The following is a 23047-nucleotide window of genomic DNA, read 5'->3' on the forward strand; positions in this document are numbered from 1 at the left end:
CTCAGGCAAACACCTGCAGGCTGCGCGGCGGCAAGGCCACCCAGATATCCTGGGCACCCAGGCGCGGCATGGCTTCCGGCGCCAGCTCGGCCAGCAATGGGTGGCCGGGCAACTGCTCGAGCTCAAAGCTCATGCGGCAACGATTGCCGAGGAAGGTGATCTCGCGGACCTTGGCCGGGAACAGGTTCTCTTCATGCACCGGCGGGTTGACGCTGATCGCTTCCGGGCGGCAGAACAGGCGACCGGACTTGGCCACGCCGGCGTCGTCGGCCAAGCGCATGTTCATCCCACCCACCTGGGCATGGCTGGCACTGTTGCGGCTGAACGGCAGCCAGTTGCCCTGGCCAACAAACTCCGCCACGAACGGCGTGGCCGGGCGGTCGTAAATCTCCTGGGGCGTGGCGTATTGCTCGACCTTGCCGTTGTTCATCACGGCGATGCGGTCGGCCATCAGCATGGCCTCGTCCTGGTTGTGGGTGACCATCAACGTGGTGATGCCCAGGCGGCGCTGCAGTTGGCGCAGTTCGGTACACAAATGCTCGCGGACGCGGGCGTCGAGGGCCGACATCGGTTCATCCAGCAACAACAACGAAGGGGCCGGCGCCAACGCGCGGGCCAGGGCTACGCGTTGCTGCTGGCCGCCAGAGAGTTGGCCGGGGTATTTCTTTTCACTGCCGACCAGGCCGACCAGTTCGAGCATCTGCCCGACGCGCTGGCGCACTTCATCGCGACCGCTGCCGGTGAGGCCGTAACCGATGTTGGCTTCGACGGTGAGGTTGGGAAACAGCGCGTAGGACTGGAACAAAATGCCGTAGTCCCGCGCCTGGGGTGGCAGCAGGGATACGTCACGGTTGCCCAGGCGCAGCTCACCGCTGTCCTGGCGCTCCAGGCCGGCGATGCAGCGCAGCAAGGTGGTCTTGCCACAGCCGGACGGGCCCAGCAGGCACACCAGCTCGCCCGCAGCGACGTCCAGGGAAACGTTGTCCAGGGCGGTGAAGGCGCCGAAACGCTTCTGGATACCGCGCACCGTCATCGGCGCGCCGGGGTGGGTCAGGGCTGTGTTCATGGTGGCACCTCATCAAACGGATGAAGGCCATGCTAGGAGGGCAATGCGTCCCTGATGTGGCAGGAAGGCAAAATGGGGCGATAGTGGTATTGGTAGATTTGGGTTGTCTGGGCGGACGTCATCGCCGGCAAGCCGGCTCCTACCGTTGGAATACGTACACCTGTAGGAGCCGGCTTGCCGGCGATGACGTATTCAGATTGGCGACATTTCCTGCGCCAACCCCAGAAACGCCGCCGGCAACCGTGCGCCTTTGCGCTCCTTGAGGCAGTACAGATACTCCGGAATCTGCGGCGCATTCTCGATGGTCAGCACCCGCAACTGCGGGTCATGGGGCACTTCCTGGCGCGCAATGATGCTGATGCCGATATTGCGCAACACCGCCTCGCGGATCGACTCGCGGCTGCCGATCTCCAGCAGCGGCCCATAACTCACACCGGCGCCCTGCAACATTTCCTCGGTCAACCGCCGCGTGGTGGAGCCGGCTTCGCGCATCAACAAGGTGTGACCGGCCAACGCATTGAGCGGCACATGGTCGAGCTTGGCCAGTGGGTGGTTGCGATGCACCGCCAGCACCAGCGGGTCGGTGCCGAGCACGCGGCGGATCAGACGCGGGTCTTCGAGTAACTGTGACGAGGCGGCGACGTCGACGCGGTAATCATCCAGCGCTTCGAGGACCTGTTGGGAGTTGCCAATTTCCACCGACACCTCCACGTGGGGCAGGCGTTCGCGGAAGGCTTTGACCAGGTCGAGGATGTAATACGGCGCCGTCGCGGCAATCCGCAATGCGCCCTGGACCTGGCCGGTGTTGCGCAGGAAAAACTCGATATCCGCTTCCTGCTGCAACAGCGTCTTGACCATCGGCAGCAAGCGCGCGCCGTCGTCACTGACGGTGAGGCGACGCCCGCCGCGATAGAACAGCTCAACGCCGTAATGGCTTTCCAGGTTGCGGATCTGGGTGGTGACCGTGGGTTGGCTCAAGCCGAGTTTTTTCGCCGCCTGGGTGATGCTGCCCAGGCGGGCGACCATGAAAAAAGCCTTCAGCTCGGCACTCAGCACACCACCCTCTCATCGTTTATTTGCGCAACAGGCGCAGGCCATTGAACACCACCAGCAGGCTGACGCCCATGTCGGCGAACACCGCCATCCACATGGTCGCCATGCCCAGGAAGGTGACGGCCAAGAAGATCGCCTTGATCACCAGCGCCAGGGCGATGTTTTGCTTGAGGATACTCGACGTTTGCCGCGAGAGCCGAATGAAAGCCGGAATCTTGCGCAAATCATCGTCCATCAACGCCACGTCGGCGGTCTCGATGGCGGTATCGGTGCCTGCTGCGGCCATGGCGAAGCCAATCTCGGCGCGCGCCAGGGCCGGGGCGTCGTTGATGCCGTCGCCGACCATGCCCACGCGGTGGCCTTGGCCGTAGAGGGTTTCGATAGCGTGCAGTTTGTCGGTGGGCAACAGGTCGCCCTGGGCCTGATCGATGCCGACCTGGGCGCCAATTGCCTGGGCAGTGTGGGTATTGTCGCCGGTGAGCATCAGGGTCTTGATGCCCAACGCATGCAGCTGCTGGATGGCTTCTCGGCTACTATCTTTCACGGTGTCAGCCACGGCAAACAGCGCCAGCGGGCCGGACTTGTCGAGCAGCAACACCACGGACTTGCCTTGTTTCTCCAGGGCGAAGAGTTTTTCTTCCAGCGCCGGCGAACACAGGCCGAGGTCTTCCACCAGGCGGTGGTTGCCCAGGTGATAGGTCTGGCCATTGATATCGCCGCGCACACCACGCCCGGCCAGGGCTTCGAAGTTATCCACAACGTGCGTCGGCAGGTTTTTATCCACAGCCGCGTTGGCGATGGCCAGGGACACCGGGTGGTCGGACCGCCCGGCCAAACTGGCGGCCAGGGCCGGCGCGCTGTCCTCGACGTTGGGGAACAGTGGCAAGTAGTCGGTTTGCACCGGCTTGCCGTGGGTGATGGTGCCGGTCTTGTCGAGGGCCAGGTAGTCGAGCTTGTAACCGCCCTCCAGGTACACGCCGCCCTTGATCAGGATGCCTTTGCGCGCCGCTGCCGCCAGGCCGCTGACGATGGTTACCGGGGTGGAAATCACCAGCGCACAAGGGCACGCGACCACCAGCAGCACAAGGGCGCGGTAGATCCAGTCAAACCAGGCGCCAGCCATGAACAGCGGCGGGATCACTGCCACGCCCAGGGCAAACAGGAACACGGCCGGGGTGTAGACCTTGGAGAAGCTGTCGACAAAGCGCTGGGTCGGCGCCCGGGCGCCTTGGGCCTGCTCCACGGCGTGGATGATGCGCGCCAGGGTGGAATTGTTGGCCGCAGCCGTCACCTTGTATTCCAGGGAGCCGGCCTGGTTGATGGTGCCGGCGAAGACTTTATCGCCCACGGTCTTTTCAATCGGCAGGCTTTCGCCGGTGATCGGCGCCTGGTCGATGGTGGACTGGCCGGCAGTGACTTCACCGTCCAGGCCGATGCGTTCGCCGGGCTTTACCCTCACGATCGAGCCAATCTCAATACTTTTGACCTCCTGTTCAGCCCACGAACCGTCCGCCTGGCGAACCGTGGCCTGTTCCGGCGTCATCTGCATCAAGCCGCTGATGGCGTTGCGTGCACGGTCCAGGGACTTGGCTTCGATCAGCTCGGCCACGGTAAACAGGAACATCACCATGGCGGCTTCCGGCCACTGGCCAATCAGCACGGCGCCGGTGACGGCAATGCTCATCAAGGCATTGATGTTCAGGTTGAGGTTTTTCAGGGCGATCCAGCCCTTTTTGTAGGTGGTAAGGCCGCCGCTGAGGATCGACACCAGCGCCACCACAGCAATCACCCATGTCGGTGCGGCACTGGTGAAGTGAAGCACTTCGGCGCCCAACGCGCCGACGCCAGACACCGCCAACGGCCACCAGTGTTTCTTGGCAGGCGGCTCGGCGGCGGGAGTGCCTTCTTCGATGGGGTCGGCTTGCATGCCGAGGGATTTGATCGCGTCGATGATCGGCGCAGTATTCGGCAAGTCATGGGTGACACCGAGGATGCGATTGATCAGGTTGAATTCCAGCTGCTGCACACCGGCGAGCTTGCCCAGTTTGTTCTGGATCAGCGTTTGCTCGGTGGGGCAATCCATGGCTTCGATGCGGAAGGTGTTCAGGCGCGAGCCGGCAGTAGGGGCTTCGCTCAGTTGCACCACCGCAGGGGCTGGCGTACCGGAACAGCAGGAACCACCGTGGCCGTGGTTATGCACAGGCGTGAGTTTCTTCGGGGCATGATCGTGATCGTGATCATGGTCATGACCGTGGTCGTGCTTGTGTGGGGTGTGGAGGGAATCGCTCATTCTGTCGCGTCCGTAAAGGTGCCTGTTGCCAAGTAAAGACCCTGTAGCCACTATAGGGTCAAGCACCCATTTGGAGATTGCTGCGATGAAGATCGGCGAACTGGCCAAACTGACCGACTGTCAGGTGGAAACCATCCGGTATTACGAGAAAGAAGGCCTGCTGCCACCCCCGGCCCGCACGGACGCCAACTACCGCGTGTACACCCAGGCGCACACCGAGCGGCTGATCTTTATCCGCAATTGCCGCAGCCTCGACATGACCCTGGAAGAAATCCGCAGCCTGCTGGGCCTGCGCGACAGCCCCCAGGACCAGTGCGAAAGCGTGAATGCGTTGATTGACGAGCATATCCATCACGTGAAAGCGCGGATTGATGGGCTGTTGGCGTTGCAGGAACAGTTGCTGGACCTGCGCCAGCGTTGCGGCGGTGGGGAACAGTGCGGGATTTTGCAGCGGCTGGAAGTCAGCGGAAGCGTGCAGGCCAGTGAGGCTGAGCCTTCACATGTGGGCAGAAGCCATGGCCATTAGCCTTGGGTGAAAACCCAATCAAACTGTGGGAGCTGGCTTGCCTGCGATAGCGGTACATCAGACACCTATCAGGTGCTGACACTCCACGATCGCTGGCAAGCCAGCTCCTACAGTTTTGATCGAGGCAGCCTTCAGATCGCGACGTCGGCCTTGATGCTCGGGTCGGCGTCGTAGCCCACGATTTCGAAGTCTTCGAACTTGTAGTCGTAGATCGACGCAGGCTTACGCTTGATCACCAGCTCCGGCAGCTTCTTCGGCGTACGCGCCAGTTGGGTGCGGATCTGTTCCATGTGGTTGCTGTAGGCATGGGTATCGCCGGTGGTGACGATGATCTCGTGGGGGATCAGGTCGCACTGCTGGGCCAGCATGTGGGTGAGCAATGCCAGGGCGGCGGTGTTGTACGGCAGGCCGAGGAAGACGTCGGAGCTGCGGATATACAACTGCATCGACAGGTGGCCGTCGTGCACAAACGCCTGGTACAGCAGGTGGCACGGCGGCAGGGCTTGCTTGCCGTCGAGTGCGTTTTGCTGCGGGCTCTTGGTTTCGTCGGGCAGGTACTCGACGTTCCAGCCGTGGAACAGGATGCGCCGGCTGTTGGGGTTGTTCTTCAACGTGTCGACCATGTAGTCGATCTGGTTGATCGTGCCGCCGTCCTTGGTCGGCCAGGCGGTCCACTGCTCGCCGTACACCGGGCCGAGGTCGCCGTCTTCGGTGGCCCATTCGTCCCAGATACGCACGCCGTTTTCGTTGAGCCACTTGATGTTGGTGTTGCCACTCAACATCCAGATCAATTCGTTGGCGATGCTTTTGAAGTGAAGCTTCTTGGTGGTCAGCAGCGGGAAGCCGTCGGCCAAGTTATGCCGATACTGACGGGCAAACACGGCCTTGGTGCCGGTGCCAGTGCGATCGCCCTTGGTCAATCCATTGGTCACGACGTCGTTCAGTAGTTCGAGATATTGCTTCATGTGTGTACCTGTATCAAAGAAGCCGGGGCTCGCAAGCCCCGGCATTCGAATTTAAAGCGCGGCGTTCTTCAACGGCTGCGGGCGATTGTACGCCCACCACAGCAGGCCCAGGCCGCCCAGGATCATCGGCAGGCTGAGGATCTGACCCATGGTCACCCAACCCCACGCCAGGTAGCCCAGCTGTGCATCCGGCACGCGGACGAACTCGACGATGAAGCGGAAGATCCCATAGAACAGCGCGAACATGCCGGACACGGCCATGGTCGGGCGCGGCTTGCGCGAGAAGATGTAGAGGATAAGGAACAGCGCCACGCCTTCCAACGCGAATTGGTAAAGCTGCGACGGGTGGCGCGGCAGTTGCGCCGGGTCGCTGAACGGCGGGAACACCATCGCCCACGGCACGTCGCTTGGCTTGCCCCACAACTCGGCGTTGATGAAGTTACCGATACGCCCGGCGCCCAGGCCGATCGGCACGAACGGCGCGACGAAGTCCATCAACTGGAAGAATGACTTGCCGTTGCGACGGCCGAACCACCAGGCGGCGATCATCACGCCTATAAACCCACCATGGAACGCCATGCCGCCCTTCCACACCTCGAAGATCAGCGTCGGGTTGGCAATGTAGGCCGACAAATCGTAAAACAGCACATACCCCAGGCGTCCGCCGACGATCACCCCCATCGACATCCAGAACACCATGTCGGAGAGTTTCTCCTTGGTCCAGGTCGGGTCGAAGCGGTTCAGGCGCCGGGAGGCCAGCACCCAGGCACCACCGATGCCGATCAGGTACATCAACCCGTACCAGTGGATTTTCAGCGGACCGATGGCCAAGGCCACCGGGTCGATCTGCGGGTAAGGCAGCATTGCGACTCCTCGTTAAATCATTAGTCATGACGCACCGGACCATGCCGGTGTGCGATTAAGCCTGCGTTACAGCCGCTATTTCAAATTAAGAAGTTCACACGCACCGAATCGCTTGGCATGTTAACGGATGGAAGGCACGCGACCCAACTGGATACGATGGATCGCCTCTGCCCGAGTGGGTAGAGTGGCAAGAAACACAAAAGGGATCGCCTGATGTGCCTGATTGTTTTCGCCTGGCGGCCGGGCCACGCCCAGCCGCTGATCGTCGCCGCCAACCGTGATGAGTTCTACGCCCGCCCCAGCCTGCCCCTGGCCCAGTGGCCGGATGCGCCCGAAGTCTACGCCGGCCGCGACCAGGAAGCGGGTGGCACCTGGCTGGGGGTGAGCGCCGATGGGCGTTTTGCCGCCCTCACCAACATCCGCAACCCGCACCAGCCGCCGGCCCGCAAGTCCCGGGGGGAGCTGGTGGCGCGCTTTCTCAGCGGTTCTTTACCCATTGATGAGTATTTGGCCGACGTTAACGGACGTTCGATTGAATATGCCGGGTTTAACCTGCTGGTGGGCACGCGGGAAGAGCTGTGGCATTACAACGCCAATGACACCGAGCCCACGCGGTTGAAGGCCGGGGTTTATGGGCTGTCGAATGCCGGGCTGGATACGCCGTGGCCCAAGTTGCTCAAGGCCAAGGCGGCGTTGAATGCCGTGCTGGATGATCCGCAGCCGGAGGCCTTGCTGGGGATTCTGAGTGATCCACAGACCGCCCCCTTTGCCGAGCTGCCGGATACCGGGGTGGGGTTGGCGACGGAAAGTCTGTTGTCGAGCGTGTTTATTGCCAGCCCCAGTTATGGGACGCGGGCCAGTACGGCGTTGATTGTGAATGCCGACGGGACGCGGCGGATGGTGGAGCACAGTTTCGGGCCGCATGGCGGGCGGCTTGGCGAGGTAGAACTGCATATTTGACGGCGCTTGGACCGGCCTCATCGCAGGCAAGCCAGCTCCCACAGTTGGAATGCATTTCAACTGTGGGAGCTGGCTTGCCTGCGATGGCCGCGCCTCGGTCTAGAGGGTTTTCGCAGAGGCCGGGTTGATCATGCGCGTCAGCCCCAGGTTCTTCAGCGCCAACTGCAGCGAGCTGTGGATAACTTGCGGGTTGTCGATGGTCATCAACTCCGCCAGCAACTCCTTGGCCATGCCCAGTTCAACCTGGCGCAGCATCCACTTCACCTTCGGCAAGTTGGTGGCGTTCATCGACAGGCTGTCAAAGCCCATCGCCATCAACAGCACCGCGGCCGCCGGGTCACCGGCCATTTCACCGCAGATACTCACTGGCTTGCCTTCGGCATGGGCGTCGCGCACCACATGTTGCAGGGCTTGCAGCACCGCCGGGTGCAGGTAGTCGTAGAGGTCGGCCACCCGTGGGTTGTTGCGGTCCACGGCCAGCAGGTATTGGGTCAGGTCGTTGGAGCCTACCGAGAGGAAGTCCACCTGCCGCGCCAGCTCTTTAGCCTGGTACACCGCTGCCGGGATTTCGATCATCACGCCAATCGGCGGCATCGGTACGTCGGCGCCTTCGTCGCGTACTTCGCCCCAGGCGCGGTGGATCAAGTGCAGCGCCTCTTCCAACTCATGGGTGCCGGAGATCATCGGCAGCAGGATGCGCAGGTTGTTCAGGCCTTCGCTGGCCTTGAGCATGGCGCGGGTCTGTACGAGGAAAATTTCAGGGTGGTCGAGGGTGACGCGAATGCCGCGCCAGCCGAGGAAGGGGTTGTCTTCCTTGATCGGGAAATACGACAGTGACTTGTCGCCGCCGATGTCCAGGCTGCGCATGGTCACCGGCAACGGATGGAAGGCGGACAGTTGCTCGCGATAGATCGCCAGCTGCTCCTTCTCACTCGGGAAACGCTGGTTGATCATGAACGGCACTTCGGTGCGGTACAGGCCCACCCCTTCGGCGCCGCGCTGTTGCGCGCGGGCCACATCGGCCAGCAAGCCGGTGTTGACCAGCAGCGGCACGCGGTGGCCGTCGAGGGTCACGCACGGCAGTTCGCGCAAGGAATCCAGGCCCAGGGCCAGTTGTTTCTCTTCCTCAACCACTTCGCCGTATTGCTTGCGCAGCACGTCGCTGGGGTTGGTGAACACCTCGCCGCGATGGCCATCGACGATCATGTCGATGCCGTCGACCTTGGCATACGGCAGGTCGACCAGGCCCATCACCGTCGGGATGCCCATGGCTCGCGCCAGGATGGCGACGTGGGAGTTGCCCGAACCCAGTACCGAAACCAACCCGACCAGCTTGCCTTCCGGCACTTCACCGAGCTGGGTGGCGGTCAGTTCTTCACTGACCAGGATGGTGTTGTCGGGGAACACCATGTTGGTGCTCCGGTCTTCCTGCAGGTAGGCCAGCAGGCGGCGACCAAGATCGCGCACGTCCGAAGCCCGCTCGCGCAGGTAGTCGTCGTCCATCATTTCAAAGCGGTTGACGTGATCGGTGACCACCTGGCGCAGCGCGCCCTGGGCCCACTGGCCGGTCTTGATCACGGTCTTGACTTCATTACCCAGGGACGCGTCGTCGAGCATCATCTGGTACACGTCGAACAGCGCGCGCTCTTCGGGGCGCAGCTGGGTGGCCAGCTTGTTCGACAGGTTGCGCATGTCGGCGCGCACGCCTTCCAGGGCCGTCTTGAACAGTTTGATTTCGGCGTCGATGTCGGTGACGGTTTTGTCCGGCACCACATCCAGGTCTGCCGGCGGCAACATGACCACCGCCGTACCGACCGCAGCGCCCGGCGAGCCTGGCACGCCGACGAACTTGGCTTCCTGGATGCCCTTGCCTTCACGGCCCAGGCCCCGAATCGAGCCGGTGGCTTCGGCGTGGGCGATTACCCCGGCCAATTGCGCGCTCATGGTCACGAGGAAGGCTTCTTCACCTTCGTCGAACTGACGGCGTTCTTTTTGCTGGATGACCAACACGCCGACGACGCGGCGGTGGTGAATGATCGGTGCGCCGAGGAACGAGGCGTAGCGCTCTTCGCCGGTTTCGGCAAAGTAGCGGTAACGCGGGTGATCGGCCGCGTTTTCAAGGTTCAGGGGTTCTTCACGCGTCCCCACCAGGCCCACCAGACCTTCATTGGGCGCCATGCTGACCTTGCCGATGGAGCGCTTGTTCAAGCCCTCGGTGGCCATCAGCACAAAACGGTTGGTCTCGGGGTCCAGCAGGTAAACCGAGCAGACCTGGCTGCCCATGGCTTCCTTGACGCGCAACACAATAATCCCCAACGCCGCCTTGAGATCCTTGGCGGAGTTAACTTCCTGGACGATCTTGCGCAGCGTATTGAGCATGGCTCGGGGTCGAACTCCGTCGTCAGTCGCGCGCTAAAAGGCGCGGGGCAAGCTCTTTGAGAGCGCGACGATAAACTTCGCGCTTGAATGTCACCACCTGGCCCAACGGGTACCAATAGCTGACCCAGCGCCAGCCATCGAACTCCGGTTTACCGGTCAAATCCATCCGCACCCGCTGCTCGTTGGAGATCAGGCGCAGGAGAAACCATTTCTGCTTCTGGCCGATGCACAGCGGTTGGCTGTGGGTACGCACCAGGCGTTGCGGCAAACGATAGCGCAACCAGCCTCGGGTGCAGGCCAGAATTTGCACATCTTCGCGCTCCAGGCCGACTTCTTCATTCAACTCACGGTACAAGGCGTCTTCAGGGGTTTCGTCGGGGTTGATTCCGCCTTGAGGAAACTGCCAGGCATCTTGGTTGATTCGGCGAGCCCATAGCACCTGTCCGGCATCATTCGTAAGAATAATCCCGACATTAGGACGGAAACCATCGGGGTCGATCACGGCAACAACCTCGCAAACGCATGTCGCCGCATTGTTCCACAAAGGTTGATCAAGCGGCAACGAGGCTTCTTACCTTATGTGCACTCTTGTGAAAAGACCGTATTCTGGACGCCTTTTTACAGACTTTTCAGCGAGTAACTGCAATGCGCCTGGCTTTATTCGACTTGGACAACACCCTCCTCGGCGGTGACAGCGATCACGCCTGGGGCGATTACCTGTGTGAACGCGGTATTCTCGACCCGGTGGCCTACAAGGCCCGCAACGACGAGTTCTATCAGGATTACCTGGCCGGCAAGCTGGACAATGCCGCCTACCTGAACTTCAGCCTGGAAATCCTCGGTCGCACCGAGATGGCCCAACTTGATGAGTGGCACAACGACTTCATGCGCGACTGCATCGATGCGCTGATGCTGCCCCTGGCCGCAGAGCTGCTGGCCAAGCACCGCGCCGCCGGTGACACGCTGGTGATCATCACCGCCACCAACCGTTTCGTCACGGCGCCGATTGCCGCACGCCTGGGCGTGGACACCCTGATCGCCACCGAGTGCGAGATGGAAAACGGCCGCTACACCGGGCGCAGCACCGACGTGCCGTGCTTCCGCGAAGGCAAGGTGACACGCCTGAACCGTTGGCTGGAAGAGACCGGGTACAGCCTGGAAGACAGCTACTTCTATAGCGATTCGATGAATGACCTGCCGTTGCTGGAGCAAGTGGCCCATGCAGTGGCGGTGGATCCGGACCCGAATCTGCGCGCCGAGGCTGAAAAACGTGGGTGGCCGGTGATTACCCTGCGTAGCTGAGGGCCCCATCGCCGGCAAGCCGGCTCCTACAAGGGCTTGCGTAAACCTGTAGGAACCGGCTTGCCGGCGATGAAGCCACCTCGGTCCCACGCCCTACATCGGCTTGGCCACCATCAGATAGAAAATCCCCACAAACGCCAAAAACGCCGGCCACCCCAGGCCAAACCACCAGCGCATGTAGGTCGCCGCCTTGATCGGCATCGCCGTGCCATCACGCAGCGCCTGCTCCGCCATTTTGTGTACACGAATCTGCAGCCACACCACCGGCAGCCAGCAGATACCGGCCAGTACATAGAGGCCGAACGTCCACTGCAACCAGCTCTGCTGCACCGACCAGCCCGCCAGGTGCATCAGGCCGATCCCGCTCAATGGCTGGAACACCGCCGTGGTGGCGGTAAAGGCCCAGTCGGCGAACACCAGGTGCTTGAAGGTCACGGCGATCACCTCGACCTTGCCGGTGCGCCAGGCACGCAACGCGTAGTAGGCCGAGCCGGCACCCAAGCCGAACAGGATGGTGGAGGACAGGATGTGCAGGGTTTTCAGCAGCAGGTAGGCGCTCATCGACGGGGTTCAGTCCAAAACAGCCATAAAGTGGCCACCATCAACACCAGGTTCTTGGCGACGGCGGCGTAGGGGTCAAACCAGTAGTGAGGCAGGATCAGGCTGATGAACACGGTGTATCCCGCCATCAGCGCCAACTGCAAGATCAAGGTCTGGCGCCGCCAGCGCTTGATCATAAGCCCCAGGCCCAGCAGGGCATCGCACAGTGAGCCACCGATCACGGCCAATGCCGCCCAGGCGCCGTGTACACCGGCCTCGGCCATGATGCGCAGACCCCAGTCGTATCCCGGGCCGAGACACACCGCAGCGGTGCCCAACCAGATCAGCGCCATCACCGCCAACATCAGCGGGCGGATCGTGCGCTGGCTGCTCACGACGGCTGTGGGCCAGTCCTGCAGGCGCGCTGGCAGCGGCGCGGCGGTGTAGCCGCAGACCGAGGCCAGCACGTCGGGGTCGGCCACGTTATCCCGTTGCGCCAGGGCAACGCTTTGGGTGTTCAACGCACGCCAGCCCAATCGATCCCCCAGCCAGCCGCCCAGCCCCAACAGAGGTACCTGCACGTATCGGCCGGGCCCCCAGCCCTGGGCGGCGCGCAGATGGTCAATGACGTTAGACAGGCGCATCGGCTGCGGCCCCACCAACGGCAACACCAAGGATTCGGTGGGCCAGCGGCGCATCAAGGTCAGCACCGCTCCGACCACATCATCTATATGCACGGGTTGCAGTTGGGCCTTGAGGTCCAGCAAGGGAATCAACGGCCAAGGCGACAGCCCGACCAGCCAGGCGCTGCTGGTTCCGCCCTCGCCTATTACCAATGAAGGCCGCAGCACTACCGAGTTCAGGTTGAGGCCAAGTAGATAATCGTCAGCGGCGCCTTTGCTGGCCAGAAACGGCAGGTCCGATTGAGCGGAGGCTCCCAAGGCCGAAACCTGCAGCACCCGGACACCCCGCTGAGCCGCCAGATCAAACAGCGCACGAGCGCCCTGATCCTGTACACGGCTTAATTGGGCCGCATCCACGCTCAGCAAGCCCGCCGCATTGATCAATAAATCGACAGCATCAGGAAATATGAAGTGCTCGGGATCGGCCGCCAACAGACTCAGGTCCAGCGACCGCCACTCCACCCCAGGCGCGCTCGGCTGCTTAGGTTCGCGACAGGTGGCAATCACGCGGTGCCCGGCTTGCTGCAAGGCACGCAACAGATGGCGGCCCACAAACCCTGTGGCACCGACCAGAAGAACGTTCATGAAGATCCTTTTCGATTAAACCGGCTTGGCACCCATCAGCCCGGCAATCGCCACAAACCCCACCAGGCTGACCACCGCCAGCACCAAGGTGAAGTTCAGGCTACCGCCCTCGCCCTTGCGCAGGCGGTTGAGCCGCGCCACCAGCCAGAACCAGGCCAGCGCGGCCACGGTATAGAGGATGCTGGAGCCCAGGATCCAGGTCTGCCCCAACGGCCAGCCGATCAGGTGCGCCAGCCACCAGCCGGTAAACGGCATGCTGACCACGCACACCCCCATCAACAGCCACACGAACGCCCATGGGCGCTGCACGGTCGCCGCCGGGCCAGCGCTGCGTTTGCGCCAGGCCAGCAGCGCCAGGCCGAGGCCGCTGAGCAGCAGCAACGCCGTGGCCGCGATGTGAATAACTTTCAGGGTGGTCAGGGTTTCCATGTGTCGTCTTCCTTATAGGCCGCCCCAATCAGCGTAGTCGCTCAACCGAGGAACAGTGTGTAGGCCGGGTTATCGCTTTCATCCCAGTACGGGTAGCCGATGGCCTCCAGGGCTGCCGGTACCAGGTGACGCTCCTCCGCCGGCACTTGCAGGCCGGCGACCACACGGCCGTCGGCTGCGCCGTGGTTGCGATAGTGGAACATCGAGATGTTCCAGCGCCCGCCCAATTTGTTAAGAAAGTTGAACAAGGCGCCCGGACGCTCGGGGAATTCGAAGCGCAACACCACTTCATCGCTGACTTTAGCCGCGTGCCCGCCGACCATATGGCGGATGTGCAACTTGGCCAGTTCGTTTTCGGTCAGGTCCAGCACCGGGAAACCCTGGCTTGTCAGGCTAGCGATCAGCGCGCTGCGCGGGTCGTTTTCCGGGTGGGTCTGCACACCAACAAAGATGTGCGCCTCACTGCCGGAGTGGTAGCGGTAGTTGAATTCGGTGATCTGGCGCTTGCCCACGGCTTCGCAGAACGCCTTGAAGCTGCCCGGCTTCTCGGGAATGGTCACGGCGATGATGGCTTCGCGGCCCTCACCCAGCTCGGCACGCTCGGCCACGTGGCGCAGGCGGTCGAAATTGACGTTGGCCCCCGAGTCGATGGCCACCAGGGTCTGCCCGGTCACGCCACGGGTCTCGACGTACTTCTTGATCCCGGCCACGCCCAGCGCGCCCGCAGGCTCGGTGATGGAGCGGGTGTCGTCGTAGATGTCCTTGATCGCCGCACAGATTTCATCGGTGCTCACGGTGATCACTTCATCCACATAGTCCTTGCAGATGTCGAAGGTGTGCTGGCCGATCTGCGCCACCGCCACGCCGTCGGCGAAAATACCGACGGTGGGCAATACCACGCGCTCACCCGCTGCCATCGCGGCTTGCAGGCAGTTGGAGTCGTCGGGCTCGACGCCGATGATCTTGATGTCCGGGCGCAGGTATTTCACGTACGCCGCAATACCGGCGATCAGCCCGCCGCCGCCCACCGGTACGAAGATCGCGTCCAGCGGCCCCGGGTGCTGGCGCAGGATCTCCATTGCCACGGTGCCCTGCCCGGCAATGGTGTGCGGATCATCGTAGGGGTGAATGTAGACGTAGCCTTTTTCGTCGACCAGTTTCAGCGAGTAGGCCAGGGCTTCCGGAAAGGAATCGCCATGCAGCACCACTTTGCCGCCACGGGAGCGCACGCCTTCGACCTTGATTTCCGGGGTGGTCTTGGGCATCACGATGGTGGCTTTGACCCCCAGCACCTTGGCCGCCAGGGCCAGGCCTTGGGCATGGTTGCCCGCCGAGGCTGTGACCACACCGCGCGCACGCTCTTCGCTGCTCAGTTGGGTCAGCTTGTTGTAGGCGCCGCGAATCTTGAACGAGAACACCGGCTGCAAGTCTTCGCGCTTGAGCCAGACCGTGTTGCCCAGCCGCTCGGAGAGCTGGCGGGCGGTCTGCAACGGGGTTTCTACGGCAACGTCGTAGACGCGCGAGGTGAGGATCTTTTTGACGTACTGTTCAAGCATCGGCGGGCTTCTACTTTCACGGTTTGGCAGGGCCAAGGAGTCTAACCCGGCTTTTGGCCGGGCGACCACACGAATCCCGAGGTTTTGTTGGGTTATACTCGCCGCCCTCGATAACTCCCCGCCCGTTCCGGAGCCCGCATGACCCAGGATCAACTCAAACAGGCAGTGGCCCAGGCCGCCGTCGATTTAATCCTTCCTAAACTCGACGACAAGAGCATCGTCGGTGTCGGCACCGGCTCCACCGCCAACTGCTTCATCGATGCACTGGCCCAGCACAAGGGCGCGTTCGACGGCGCCGTGGCCAGCTCCGAAGCCACCGCCGCACGCCTCAAGGGCCACGGCATTCCGGTGTATGAGCTCAACACCGTGAGCGACCTGGAGTTCTACGTCGACGGCGCCGATGAAAGCGACGCGCACCTGAACCTGATCAAAGGCGGCGGCGCAGCCCTGACCCGCGAGAAGATCGTCGCAGCCGTGGCCAAGACCTTCATCTGCATCGCCGACGCCAGCAAGCTGGTGCCGGTACTCGGCGCGTTCCCGCTGCCGGTAGAAGTGATCCCAATGGCCCGCAGCCACGTGGCCCGCGAGCTGGTGAAACTGGGCGGCGACCCGGTGTACCGCGAAGGCGTGGTGACCGATAACGGCAACATCATCCTCGACGTGTTCAATATGCAGATCACCAACCCGGTGGAGCTGGAGACCCAGATCAACGCGATCGTGGGCGTGGTGACCAATGGTTTGTTCGCGGCGCGTCCTGCTGACGTGTTGCTGCTGGGGACTTCCGAAGGCGTGAAAACCCTAAAGGCCTAAGCAAATACGCTGTGCTTTATGTGGGAGCTGGCTTGCCTGCGATAGCATCACCCCGGTGCTACTGAAAGACCGAGGTGCCTGCATCGCAGGCAAGCCAGCTCCCACAGTTGGCCGGCGGCGTTTCAGGGGTTGGGTTTCTTGAAGACGTAGAACAGGTTCGGCTCACTGGTCAGGTACAGCGTGCCATCGTCGCCCATCGCGATCCCTTCCGCCTGCGGCACGCGCTTTTTGAGGCCGTGGCGCCCGGCGAGCAAAGACAGGCTGCTCAACGGGCGACCGTCAATATCCAACTCCAGCACCAGGAACGACTCATCCGACAGCGCCAGCAAGTGGCCGCTGCGCTCGTCGTATTGCAGGCTCGACAGGTCCCGTACAAACAGCCCCGCGTCCCGCTTGGGGTTGTTGATCACGTGGACCGAGTAGGTTTTTTCCGGTTTGAAATGGGGAAACCCATGCACCTCGTAGATCAGCATCGGGTCACGCTCCTTGGCCACAAACAGCCGTTTGCCCACTGAGTCATACGCCAGGCCTTCAAAGCCCTTGTTGCCCCCAATATGCACACCCAGGGTCATTTGCTCTGCATCGGCGGCGTCAAGGAACTGTGTGTCGTCGTCCACGTGCACCTTGATCAGCCGCTGCTGGCGCTCATCGCTGATCACATAGATGTTGTCGCTGATGAACTCCACCGCCTCGGCATCGCCAAAGCCCACCAACGGAATACGCCGCAGGATCTTGCCTTCCAGGGACAGCTCGATCAGCTCGGGCTTTTTGTTGGTGACAGTAAACAGGCTTTTGCGGACCGGGTCGTAGGTGAGCGCCGAAACGTCTTTATCCAGACCCTCGATCACCCGGGCTTCGACCGTGACGCGGTAATCCGCCAGGCCAATGGAGCGCTCGTTCGCAGGCTGGCGCCAGGCTTGCCAGTTGAACCACGCACGCTCGAACAAGCGAAAGTGCTGCGCAACGACCCCGGCGCCGATCAAAGCGACCAGTGCAAGCATAAAGAAGATGGGTTTGGGGCGGGCAAATCGACGCATCGGGCAGGCTCAAAGTCAAAAGTGGCGAAGAAATATCACGCCGGTCTGAATTTAAACTTAAACGCTGCCGAGTGCCTGGTGAATGCCGCTAATAGAGACTTATCCGACGTATTCGTCGGATTACTTCTGCCTTTCGAAGCGGTAGAACAAGTTGGGCTCGCTGACCATGTACAGAGTGCCGTCTTCATCCATGGTCACGCCTTCGGCGCGGGGTATGGTGTTCTTCAGGCCGTTGAAACCGCCAAGCAAGGTCATGAAGCTGACTTGCTCGCCCTTTTCATCCAGCTCCAGCAGCAGGTGGGAGTCGGCCGATAGCACCAGTAAATGGCCGGTGCGCGGGTCGACAGCCAGCGCGGAGAGGTTGCGCATGTCCAGCTCAGTGCTGGCGACTTTTTGCTTATCGCCGGTCAGCGTGCTGCCATCGCTTTTCCAGGTGAACAGCGCGGGTGGGCGTTCTTCGCCGAGCACGATGTGTTGGTTTCGCTTGTCCCAGGTGACACCTTCAAAGGCTTTGTTCTGGTCCTTGGAAGGGCCGAGGTCGTAGCTTTTGAAGTCAGCGATACTCAGTTGTTGGGTGCTGGCGTCGACCTTGACCACCGTCAAGGTGTGCATGCGCTCATCGACAATGGCCATTTGGCCGTTTTCCATCATCGTGACGCCTTCCGGGTTGTTCCAGCCGTTGAGCGGCATCTTGCGCAGCACATCGCCTTGCAGGCTCAGCTCAACGAGGAAAGGGTTCTTGCCCATGACGGAAAACAGGGTTTTGGTCTGCGGGTTATAGGACACATCCGAAGCCTCATCCTTCTCCATGCCGGGCAGCAACTTGCCGTCGATGACCGCGTGGTAATCCGGCAACCACACACTTTCCTGACGCTCCGCCTGGGTTTCGAAGCGCTCCATCACCCACAACACGCCGCGATCATCCCAATGCATTGCCCACGACACGCCATAGACGATCGCCCCCGCCAGGAACAGCCAGGAATACCAACGCAGGGCAAAACGGGAACGGGGCTTGGGTGTGGCGGAAGGCAGAGGCACGGCCATTGAGCGCTTTTCCAGAAAGTCAGCTTTAGGTGATAGCACAGGATCAACGGGCCCGCGTGCTGAAGGCTGAGGATTATCCGGATGGCGTGTGAAAAAAATGCAAAGAGCAATGCTTGGGGATGAACACAAACCCCTGTGGGAGCTGGCTTGCCTGCGATGCGGACGACTTGGTGTGTCAGTTACACCGAGGCGATGCTATCGCCGGCAAGCCGGCTCCTACAAAGGGGGAAGGGTTCAGCGAACGTGGCTTTCGAAGCGGCTGACGCCTGGCAGCTCCAGCACCAGCTCGTCGCCGACATTCAGCGGGCCCACGCCCACCGGGGTACCGGTGAGGATCACGTCGCCGGCCTGCAGCGAGAAGCAACCGGCCATGTACTGGATCATCGGGATGATCGGGTTGAGCATGATCGCGCTGTTGCCGTCCTGGCGAACTTCACCGTTGATGGTCAGGCGAATGCCGATATCGGTCACGTCCGGGAAAGTGCTGCCCACCACGAATGGTGCAATCACTGCCGCGCCGTCAAACGACTTGGCGATTTCCCACGGCAGGCCCTTGGCTTTCAGCTCGGCCTGCTTGTCGCGCAGGGTCAGGTCCAGGGCCGGGGCGAAGCCGGAGATGGCGTCCAGCACTTCTTCACGGCTCGGCTTGGTCGACAAGGGCTTGCCGATCAGTACCGCGATTTCCGCCTCGTAGTGCACCGAACCGCGCTCGGTCGGGATGGCGAAGCCACCTTCCAACGCGACCACACAGCTGCCGGGCTTGATGAACAGCAGCGGCTCGGTCGGTACCGGGTTGTCCAGTTCCTTGGCATGTTCGGCGTAGTTACGCCCGATGCACACCACTTTGCCCAGGGGAAAGTGGATGTTGGTGCCGTCGACATACTTGTGCTGGTAGCTCATGGAACGACTCCTTCAGGGGCGATTAAACAGCGAAGATCTTGCCAGGGTTCATGATCCCGTTCGGGTCGAACACGGCTTTCACGGCTTTCATGTACTCGATTTCCACCGGCGAACGGCTGTAGGTCAGGTAATCGCGCTTGGTCATGCCCACACCGTGTTCGGCGGAGATCGAACCGTTGTACTTCTCGACGGTTTCAAACACCCACTTGTTCACAGTGGCGCACTTGGCGAAGAACTCGTCCTTGCTCAGGTTTTCCGGCTTGAGGATGTTCAGGTGCAGGTTGCCGTCGCCGATGTGGCCGAACCAGACGATTTCGAAGTCTGGGTAGTGTTCGCCGACGATTGCGTCGATTTCCTGCAAGAACGCCGGGACTTTGGAGACCGTGACCGAAATATCGTTCTTGTACGGGGTCCAGTGGGAAATGGTCTCGGAGATGTACTCGCGCAGCTTCCACAGGTTGTGCAGCTGGGTTTCGCTCTGGCTCATCACGCCATCCAGCACCCAGCCTTGCTCCACACAGTGCTCGAAGGTTTCCAGCGCGTGGTTGGCGACTTCTTCGGTAGTGGCTTCAAATTCCAGCAACGCGTAGAACGGGCATTCGGTCTCGAACGGCGCCGGTACGTCACCACGGCCGAGGACCTTGGCCAGGGCCTTATCGGAGAAGAATTCGAAAGCGGTCAGGTCCAACTTGCTCTGGAACGCGTGCAATACCGGCATGATCGAGTCGAAGTCGGTGGTACCCAGCACCATGGCGGTGAGATTCTTCGGTGCCCGGTCCAGGCGCATGGTGGCTTCCACCACAAAGCCCAGGGTGCCTTCGGCGCCGATGAACAGCTGGCGCATGTCATAGCCGGTGGCGTTCTTGATCAGGTCGCGGTTCAGTTCCAGCACATCACCCTTGCCGGTGACGACCTTCATGCCAGCCACCCAGTTACGGGTCATGCCGTAGCGAATAACCTTGATTCCGCCGGCATTGGTGCCGATGTTGCCGCCAATCTGGCTCGAACCGGACGACGCGAAGTCCACCGGGTAGTACAGGCCTTTTTCTTCGGCGACGTTCTGCAACTGCTTGGTGACCACGCCCGGCTGGCACACGGCGGTGCGGTCGGTGAGGTTCACGTCGAGAATCTGGTTCATGTAGTCGAACGACACCACCACCTCGCCATTGGCCGCCACAGCGGCTGCCGACAGGCCCGTACGACCACCGGACGGCACCAGCGCCACCTTGTGTTCATTGGCCCAACGGACGATGGCCTGCACCTGCTCGATGGTCTTGGGGAAGACGATGGCCGTGGGTGCGGGGGCGAAATGCTTGGTCCAATCCTTGCCGTAAGCCTCCAGGGAGTCTGCATCGGTCAGCACTTTGCCAGGCTCAACCAGGGTCTTTAGCTCATCAATCAGGGCAGGATGGGTCATCGACAGAACTCTCGAACAATTCATGGTCATCCTGAGAACGCTTCACGTCGCAGGAATGAGTGTTTAGCGGGGCGCGTATGCTAGCATACCGCCCCCGCAGGACAGAGCCCAAGGGCGTTTCTGCGGTGACGGCTTTCCTGCCGTCCGGGTCAGCTTAAGCGATCCGATTCCCTGCCATTTTTCTCCGGGATACAGGTTTACGCAGATGAGCAAGACTTCTCTCGATAAGAGCAAGATCAAGTTCCTTCTTCTGGAAGGCGTCCACCCATCGGCTGTCGACGTTCTGAAAGCCGCCGGGTACACCAGCATTGAGTACATCACCAGTTCTCTGCCGGAAGCCCAGTTAAAGGAAAAGATCGCCGACGCGCACTTTATCGGCATTCGCTCCCGCACTCAGCTGACCGAAGAGATCTTCGATCACGCCAAGAAACTCGTGGCGGTTGGCTGTTTCTGCATCGGCACCAACCAGGTCGACCTCAACGCAGCGCGCGAGCGCGGCATCGCGGTGTTCAACGCACCGTACTCCAACACCCGTTCCGTTGCGGAGCTGGTGCTGGCCGAGGCCATCCTGCTGTTGCGCGGCATCCCTGAGAAGAACGCTTCCTGCCACCGTGGCGGCTGGATCAAGAGCGCGGCCAACTCCTTCGAAATCCGTGGCAAGAAGCTGGGTATCGTCGGTTACGGCTCGATCGGTACTCAACTGTCGGTCCTGGCTGAGGGCCTGGGCATGCAGGTTTTCTTCTACGACACCCTGACCAAGCTGCCATTGGGCAACGCCACTCAAGTGGCCAGCCTGACCGAACTGCTGGGTATGTCCGACATCGTCACCCTGCACGTTCCGGAAACCGCTGAGACCCAGTGGATGATCGGCGAGAAGGAAATCCGCGCCATCAAGAAAGGCGGCATCCTGATCAACGCAGCACGCGGCACCGTGGTCGAGCTGGACGCCCTGGCCGACGCGATCAAGGACAAGCACCTGATCGGCGCCGCCATCGACGTGTTCCCGGTGGAGCCACGCTCCAACGACGACATCTTCGAAAGCCCGCTGCGTGGCCTGGACAACGTGATCCTGACCCCGCATATCGGCGGTTCCACCGCTGAAGCCCAGGCCAACATCGGCCTGGAAGTGTCGGAGAAGCTGGTCAAGTACAGCGACAACGGTACCTCGGTATCGTCCGTGAACTTCCCGGAAGTGGCCCTGCCGGCTCACCCTGGCAAGCACCGCCTGCTGCACATCCACCAGAACATCCCTGGCGTGATGATGGAGATCAACAAGGTCTTCGCGGAAAACGGCATCAACATCTCCGGTCAGTTCCTGCAGACCAACGAGAAGGTCGGCTACGTGGTGATCGACGTCGACGCCGAGTACTCGGACCTGGCGCAAGAGAAGCTGCAGCACATCAACGGCACGATTCGTAGCCGCGTGTTGTTCTAAGGTTTCAACGCCGCATAAAAAAGGGAGCCCCGAGGGGCTCCCTTTTTTTCATCTGAACAAATCTTACTTTACGTTAACCGTGATCACTTTGGACGCTACAGTCGGGTTGAACTGCATGTGCAGTTTGTCGCCCGCCACCAGTTGCAAGGTGTGCTTGCCTGGGGTGAGGGTCAGTTCGGTTTCAGTCTGGGCCTTGCCGTAGTGGATCACGGTGTCAGTGGCCGGGATCGGCACGCTGGCGTCAGGCAGTTCTTTCTGGTCGACCAACAGGTGGTGGTGGCCGGTGCCTGGGGTCTGGTCAGTGGCCGGAGCCAGTTTCAGACCTTCCATGCCGAATTTGACGGTGAAGGTCTTGTCGACGGTGGCGCCGTCTTTTGGCGAAACGATAAACACCTTGGCGCCTTCAGGTGGAGCACTGCGCGGGATACCGTCGGCGGCGGTGGCCAACATTGAAGCACCCAGCAGCAGGCTGGCAATCGTTGCACGGGACAAAAGGGCTTTCATTCGCTTCTCCAGTTTTTCCAGGAAATCTGTTGGGTTATGACAACTTCGCGGCAAATTGCTGTCCAAGGCACTCAACACACCATAGCAAAGCGATGCTGAACGGCGCCTCGCACAGATGAATACTTTAGGAGTGACCATGCGCCTTTCGCCTGGCCTTGTACTTTTGCTTTCCTTCCTGAGCCCTCTGGCTCATGCCGAGTTGATCGACGATGTGTTCGATCGCGGCGAACTGCGTATCGCCCTCGAAGCCAACACCCCGCCCTTTAACTTCAAGGACGGCGACAAACTCACCGGCTTTGAAGTGGAGCTGGGCGAACAACTGGCCAAGGAAATGGACGTGCGCCCCTCATTCATCACCACCGACGACAGCGACCTGCTACCCGGCGTGGAAACCGGCAAGTACGACGTGGCCATCAACCATATCGCTATGACTGCCGAGCTGCGGGATCGGTTCGATTTCAGTGAGGCTTATAAGGAAACACCTGAACTGGCGATTCCATTCCATAAAGGCAACCCGGCGTTCAAAAATAGCCTGGACAAGGCGCTGCAGCACATCAAGGCCGATGGCCGCCTGAAGGCGCTGACGCAGAAGTGGTTTGAAAACGAGCCCGTCGCCAAAGCCCAATAACCCTCTGTAGGAGCCGGGGGGGGGGGGGGGGGGGGGGGGGGGGGGGGGGGGGGGGGGGGGGGGGGGGGGGGGGG

The 23047-nt window shown here is 61.4% G+C and carries 22 protein-coding genes; 6 read left to right on the plus strand and 16 right to left on the minus strand.

From position 1 onward, the window contains the following. Position 1 precedes the first annotated feature (1 nt). The 3 genes from AC07SU_RS03830 to AC07SU_RS03840 form a co-directional block, all read right to left on the minus strand. Positions 2-1066 (minus strand): putative 2-aminoethylphosphonate ABC transporter ATP-binding protein, encoded by a 1065-nt coding sequence (locus tag AC07SU_RS03830; RefSeq protein ID WP_494996252.1) that lies wholly within the window; start codon positions 1064-1066, stop codon positions 2-4. 192 nt (positions 1067-1258) lie between these two features. Continuing rightward, positions 1259-2122 carry a LysR family transcriptional regulator gene (locus AC07SU_RS03835; RefSeq protein ID WP_494996253.1) on the minus strand — a complete coding sequence of 288 codons (864 nt, stop codon included), beginning with the start codon at positions 2120-2122 and terminating at the stop codon, positions 1259-1261. Positions 2123-2138: 16 nt separating this feature from the next. Next, positions 2139-4409 (minus strand): heavy metal translocating P-type ATPase, encoded by a 2271-nt coding sequence (locus tag AC07SU_RS03840; protein WP_494996254.1) that lies wholly within the window; start codon positions 4407-4409, stop codon positions 2139-2141. Positions 4410-4494: 85 nt separating this feature from the next. On the opposite strand from AC07SU_RS03840, the gene cadR reads away from it, so the two are divergent. Continuing rightward, positions 4495-4935, plus strand: coding sequence for a Cd(II)/Pb(II)-responsive transcriptional regulator (gene cadR / locus AC07SU_RS03845; protein ID WP_176996805.1), 441 nt, complete (start codon positions 4495-4497; stop codon positions 4933-4935). A 131-nt stretch (positions 4936-5066) separates the two neighbouring features. Here the strand turns inward: cadR and AC07SU_RS03850 are convergent, their stop codons facing one another. Together AC07SU_RS03850 and lgt are read right to left on the minus strand one after the other, a co-directional pair. Beyond that, on the minus strand, positions 5067-5900 hold the full coding sequence (locus tag AC07SU_RS03850) for a thymidylate synthase (RefSeq protein WP_176996808.1): 834 nt from the start codon (positions 5898-5900) through the stop codon (positions 5067-5069). Positions 5901-5951: 51 nt separating this feature from the next. Further along, complete coding sequence (gene lgt / locus AC07SU_RS03855; protein WP_176996809.1) at positions 5952-6764, minus strand: prolipoprotein diacylglyceryl transferase; 813 nt, start codon at positions 6762-6764, stop codon at positions 5952-5954. Positions 6765-6977: 213 nt separating this feature from the next. Here lgt and AC07SU_RS03860 point away from each other — a divergent pair, with 213 nt between their 5' ends. After that, entirely contained in the window at positions 6978-7724 is a 747-nt protein-coding gene (locus AC07SU_RS03860) for an NRDE family protein (RefSeq protein WP_176996810.1), read from the plus strand. 99 nt (positions 7725-7823) lie between these two features. Here the strand turns inward: AC07SU_RS03860 and ptsP are convergent, their stop codons facing one another. Together ptsP and AC07SU_RS03870 are read right to left on the minus strand one after the other, a co-directional pair. Beyond that, complete coding sequence (ptsP, locus tag AC07SU_RS03865; RefSeq protein ID WP_494996255.1) at positions 7824-10103, minus strand: phosphoenolpyruvate--protein phosphotransferase; 2280 nt, start codon at positions 10101-10103, stop codon at positions 7824-7826. 22 nt (positions 10104-10125) lie between these two features. Beyond that, positions 10126-10605: an RNA pyrophosphohydrolase gene (locus AC07SU_RS03870; protein WP_003176750.1), complete on the minus strand. Its 480-nt coding sequence runs from the start codon at positions 10603-10605 to the stop codon at positions 10126-10128. Positions 10606-10748: 143 nt separating this feature from the next. Here AC07SU_RS03870 and AC07SU_RS03875 point away from each other — a divergent pair, with 143 nt between their 5' ends. Continuing rightward, positions 10749-11405 carry a histidinol-phosphatase gene (locus tag AC07SU_RS03875; RefSeq protein ID WP_494996256.1) on the plus strand — a complete coding sequence of 219 codons (657 nt, stop codon included), beginning with the start codon at positions 10749-10751 and terminating at the stop codon, positions 11403-11405. Positions 11406-11498: 93 nt separating this feature from the next. Here AC07SU_RS03875 and AC07SU_RS03880 read toward each other — a convergent pair whose 3' ends face one another. Genes AC07SU_RS03880 through ilvA form a run of 4 tightly spaced genes read right to left on the minus strand, consistent with a single transcriptional unit; the run spans position 11499 to position 15228 of the window. After that, entirely contained in the window at positions 11499-11966 is a 468-nt protein-coding gene (locus tag AC07SU_RS03880) for a DUF2269 family protein (protein WP_494996257.1), read from the minus strand. Continuing rightward, positions 11963-13213 carry an SDR family oxidoreductase gene (locus tag AC07SU_RS03885; protein ID WP_494996258.1) on the minus strand — a complete coding sequence of 417 codons (1251 nt, stop codon included), beginning with the start codon at positions 13211-13213 and terminating at the stop codon, positions 11963-11965. The genes AC07SU_RS03880 and AC07SU_RS03885 overlap by 4 nt, the downstream gene beginning before the upstream one ends. Before the next feature lie 15 nt (positions 13214-13228). Next, positions 13229-13642, minus strand: coding sequence for a DUF2269 family protein (locus AC07SU_RS03890; protein ID WP_494996259.1), 414 nt, complete (start codon positions 13640-13642; stop codon positions 13229-13231). A gap of 41 nt (positions 13643-13683) precedes the next feature. Further along, positions 13684-15228, minus strand: coding sequence for a threonine ammonia-lyase, biosynthetic (gene ilvA, locus AC07SU_RS03895; RefSeq protein ID WP_494996316.1), 1545 nt, complete (start codon positions 15226-15228; stop codon positions 13684-13686). Between the two features lie 108 nt (positions 15229-15336). On the opposite strand from ilvA, the gene rpiA reads away from it, so the two are divergent. Then, complete coding sequence (gene rpiA, locus AC07SU_RS03900) at positions 15337-16008, plus strand: ribose-5-phosphate isomerase RpiA (protein ID WP_494996260.1); 672 nt, start codon at positions 15337-15339, stop codon at positions 16006-16008. A 122-nt stretch (positions 16009-16130) separates the two neighbouring features. Here the strand turns inward: rpiA and AC07SU_RS03905 are convergent, their stop codons facing one another. The 4 genes from AC07SU_RS03905 to AC07SU_RS03920 all read right to left on the minus strand — a co-directional run bounded on the left by AC07SU_RS03905 (position 16131) and on the right by AC07SU_RS03920 (position 20406). After that, positions 16131-17045, minus strand: a complete 915-nt coding sequence (locus AC07SU_RS03905; protein WP_494996261.1) for an SdiA-regulated domain-containing protein — start codon at positions 17043-17045, stop codon at positions 16131-16133. 120 nt (positions 17046-17165) lie between these two features. Then, positions 17166-18089, minus strand: coding sequence for an SdiA-regulated domain-containing protein (locus AC07SU_RS03910; RefSeq protein ID WP_494996262.1), 924 nt, complete (start codon positions 18087-18089; stop codon positions 17166-17168). 234 nt (positions 18090-18323) lie between these two features. Further along, positions 18324-18989, minus strand: a complete 666-nt coding sequence (locus AC07SU_RS03915) for a fumarylacetoacetate hydrolase family protein (protein WP_176996819.1) — start codon at positions 18987-18989, stop codon at positions 18324-18326. A gap of 22 nt (positions 18990-19011) precedes the next feature. Continuing rightward, positions 19012-20406 (minus strand): FAD-binding oxidoreductase, encoded by a 1395-nt coding sequence (locus AC07SU_RS03920; RefSeq protein ID WP_176996820.1) that lies wholly within the window; start codon positions 20404-20406, stop codon positions 19012-19014. 205 nt (positions 20407-20611) lie between these two features. On the opposite strand from AC07SU_RS03920, the gene serA reads away from it, so the two are divergent. Beyond that, positions 20612-21841: a phosphoglycerate dehydrogenase gene (gene serA / locus AC07SU_RS03925; protein WP_003195214.1), complete on the plus strand. Its 1230-nt coding sequence runs from the start codon at positions 20612-20614 to the stop codon at positions 21839-21841. A 63-nt stretch (positions 21842-21904) separates the two neighbouring features. On the opposite strand, the gene AC07SU_RS03930 is transcribed toward serA, so the two are convergent. Then, the gene (locus AC07SU_RS03930; RefSeq protein ID WP_176996821.1) at positions 21905-22345 is read right to left on the minus strand and encodes a DUF4399 domain-containing protein; all 441 of its coding nucleotides are present in this window, start codon (positions 22343-22345) and stop codon (positions 21905-21907) included. A 136-nt stretch (positions 22346-22481) separates the two neighbouring features. On the opposite strand from AC07SU_RS03930, the gene AC07SU_RS03935 reads away from it, so the two are divergent. Next, positions 22482-22973 carry a transporter substrate-binding domain-containing protein gene (locus AC07SU_RS03935; protein ID WP_494996263.1) on the plus strand — a complete coding sequence of 164 codons (492 nt, stop codon included), beginning with the start codon at positions 22482-22484 and terminating at the stop codon, positions 22971-22973. Positions 22974-23047 lie beyond the last annotated feature (74 nt).

The sequence above is a fragment of the Pseudomonas sp. GW821-FHT05H12 genome, assembly GCF_059419385.1.

Bases quoted from the DNA above. Each gene is read 5' to 3' on its own strand.
- AC07SU_RS03850 (WP_176996808.1), bottom strand. From the start codon at position 5,900: ATGAAGCAATATCTCGAACTACTGAACGACGTCGTGACCAATGGATTG.
- AC07SU_RS03880 (WP_494996257.1), bottom strand. From the start codon at position 11,966: ATGAGCGCCTACCTGCTGCTGAAAACCCTGCACATCCTGTCCTCCACC.
- AC07SU_RS03875 (WP_494996256.1), top strand. From the start codon at position 10,749: ATGCGCCTGGCTTTATTCGACTTGGACAACACCCTCCTCGGCGGTGAC.
- AC07SU_RS03915 (WP_176996819.1), bottom strand. From the start codon at position 18,989: ATGAGCTACCAGCACAAGTATGTCGACGGCACCAACATCCACTTTCCC.
- AC07SU_RS03885 (WP_494996258.1), bottom strand. From the start codon at position 13,213: ATGAACGTTCTTCTGGTCGGTGCCACAGGGTTTGTGGGCCGCCATCTG.
- AC07SU_RS03920 (WP_176996820.1), bottom strand. From the start codon at position 20,406: ATGACCCATCCTGCCCTGATTGATGAGCTAAAGACCCTGGTTGAGCCT.
- serA (WP_003195214.1), top strand. From the start codon at position 20,612: ATGAGCAAGACTTCTCTCGATAAGAGCAAGATCAAGTTCCTTCTTCTG.
- AC07SU_RS03930 (WP_176996821.1), bottom strand. From the start codon at position 22,345: ATGAAAGCCCTTTTGTCCCGTGCAACGATTGCCAGCCTGCTGCTGGGT.
- cadR (WP_176996805.1), top strand. From the start codon at position 4,495: ATGAAGATCGGCGAACTGGCCAAACTGACCGACTGTCAGGTGGAAACC.
- ptsP (WP_494996255.1), bottom strand. From the start codon at position 10,103: ATGCTCAATACGCTGCGCAAGATCGTCCAGGAAGTTAACTCCGCCAAG.
- lgt (WP_176996809.1), bottom strand. From the start codon at position 6,764: ATGCTGCCTTACCCGCAGATCGACCCGGTGGCCTTGGCCATCGGTCCG.
- AC07SU_RS03905 (WP_494996261.1), bottom strand. From the start codon at position 17,045: ATGCGTCGATTTGCCCGCCCCAAACCCATCTTCTTTATGCTTGCACTG.
- AC07SU_RS03935 (WP_494996263.1), top strand. From the start codon at position 22,482: ATGCGCCTTTCGCCTGGCCTTGTACTTTTGCTTTCCTTCCTGAGCCCT.
- AC07SU_RS03840 (WP_494996254.1), bottom strand. From the start codon at position 4,409: ATGAGCGATTCCCTCCACACCCCACACAAGCACGACCACGGTCATGAC.
- AC07SU_RS03830 (WP_494996252.1), bottom strand. From the start codon at position 1,066: ATGAACACAGCCCTGACCCACCCCGGCGCGCCGATGACGGTGCGCGGT.
- rpiA (WP_494996260.1), top strand. From the start codon at position 15,337: ATGACCCAGGATCAACTCAAACAGGCAGTGGCCCAGGCCGCCGTCGAT.
- AC07SU_RS03910 (WP_494996262.1), bottom strand. From the start codon at position 18,089: ATGGCCGTGCCTCTGCCTTCCGCCACACCCAAGCCCCGTTCCCGTTTT.
- AC07SU_RS03890 (WP_494996259.1), bottom strand. From the start codon at position 13,642: ATGGAAACCCTGACCACCCTGAAAGTTATTCACATCGCGGCCACGGCG.
- AC07SU_RS03860 (WP_176996810.1), top strand. From the start codon at position 6,978: ATGTGCCTGATTGTTTTCGCCTGGCGGCCGGGCCACGCCCAGCCGCTG.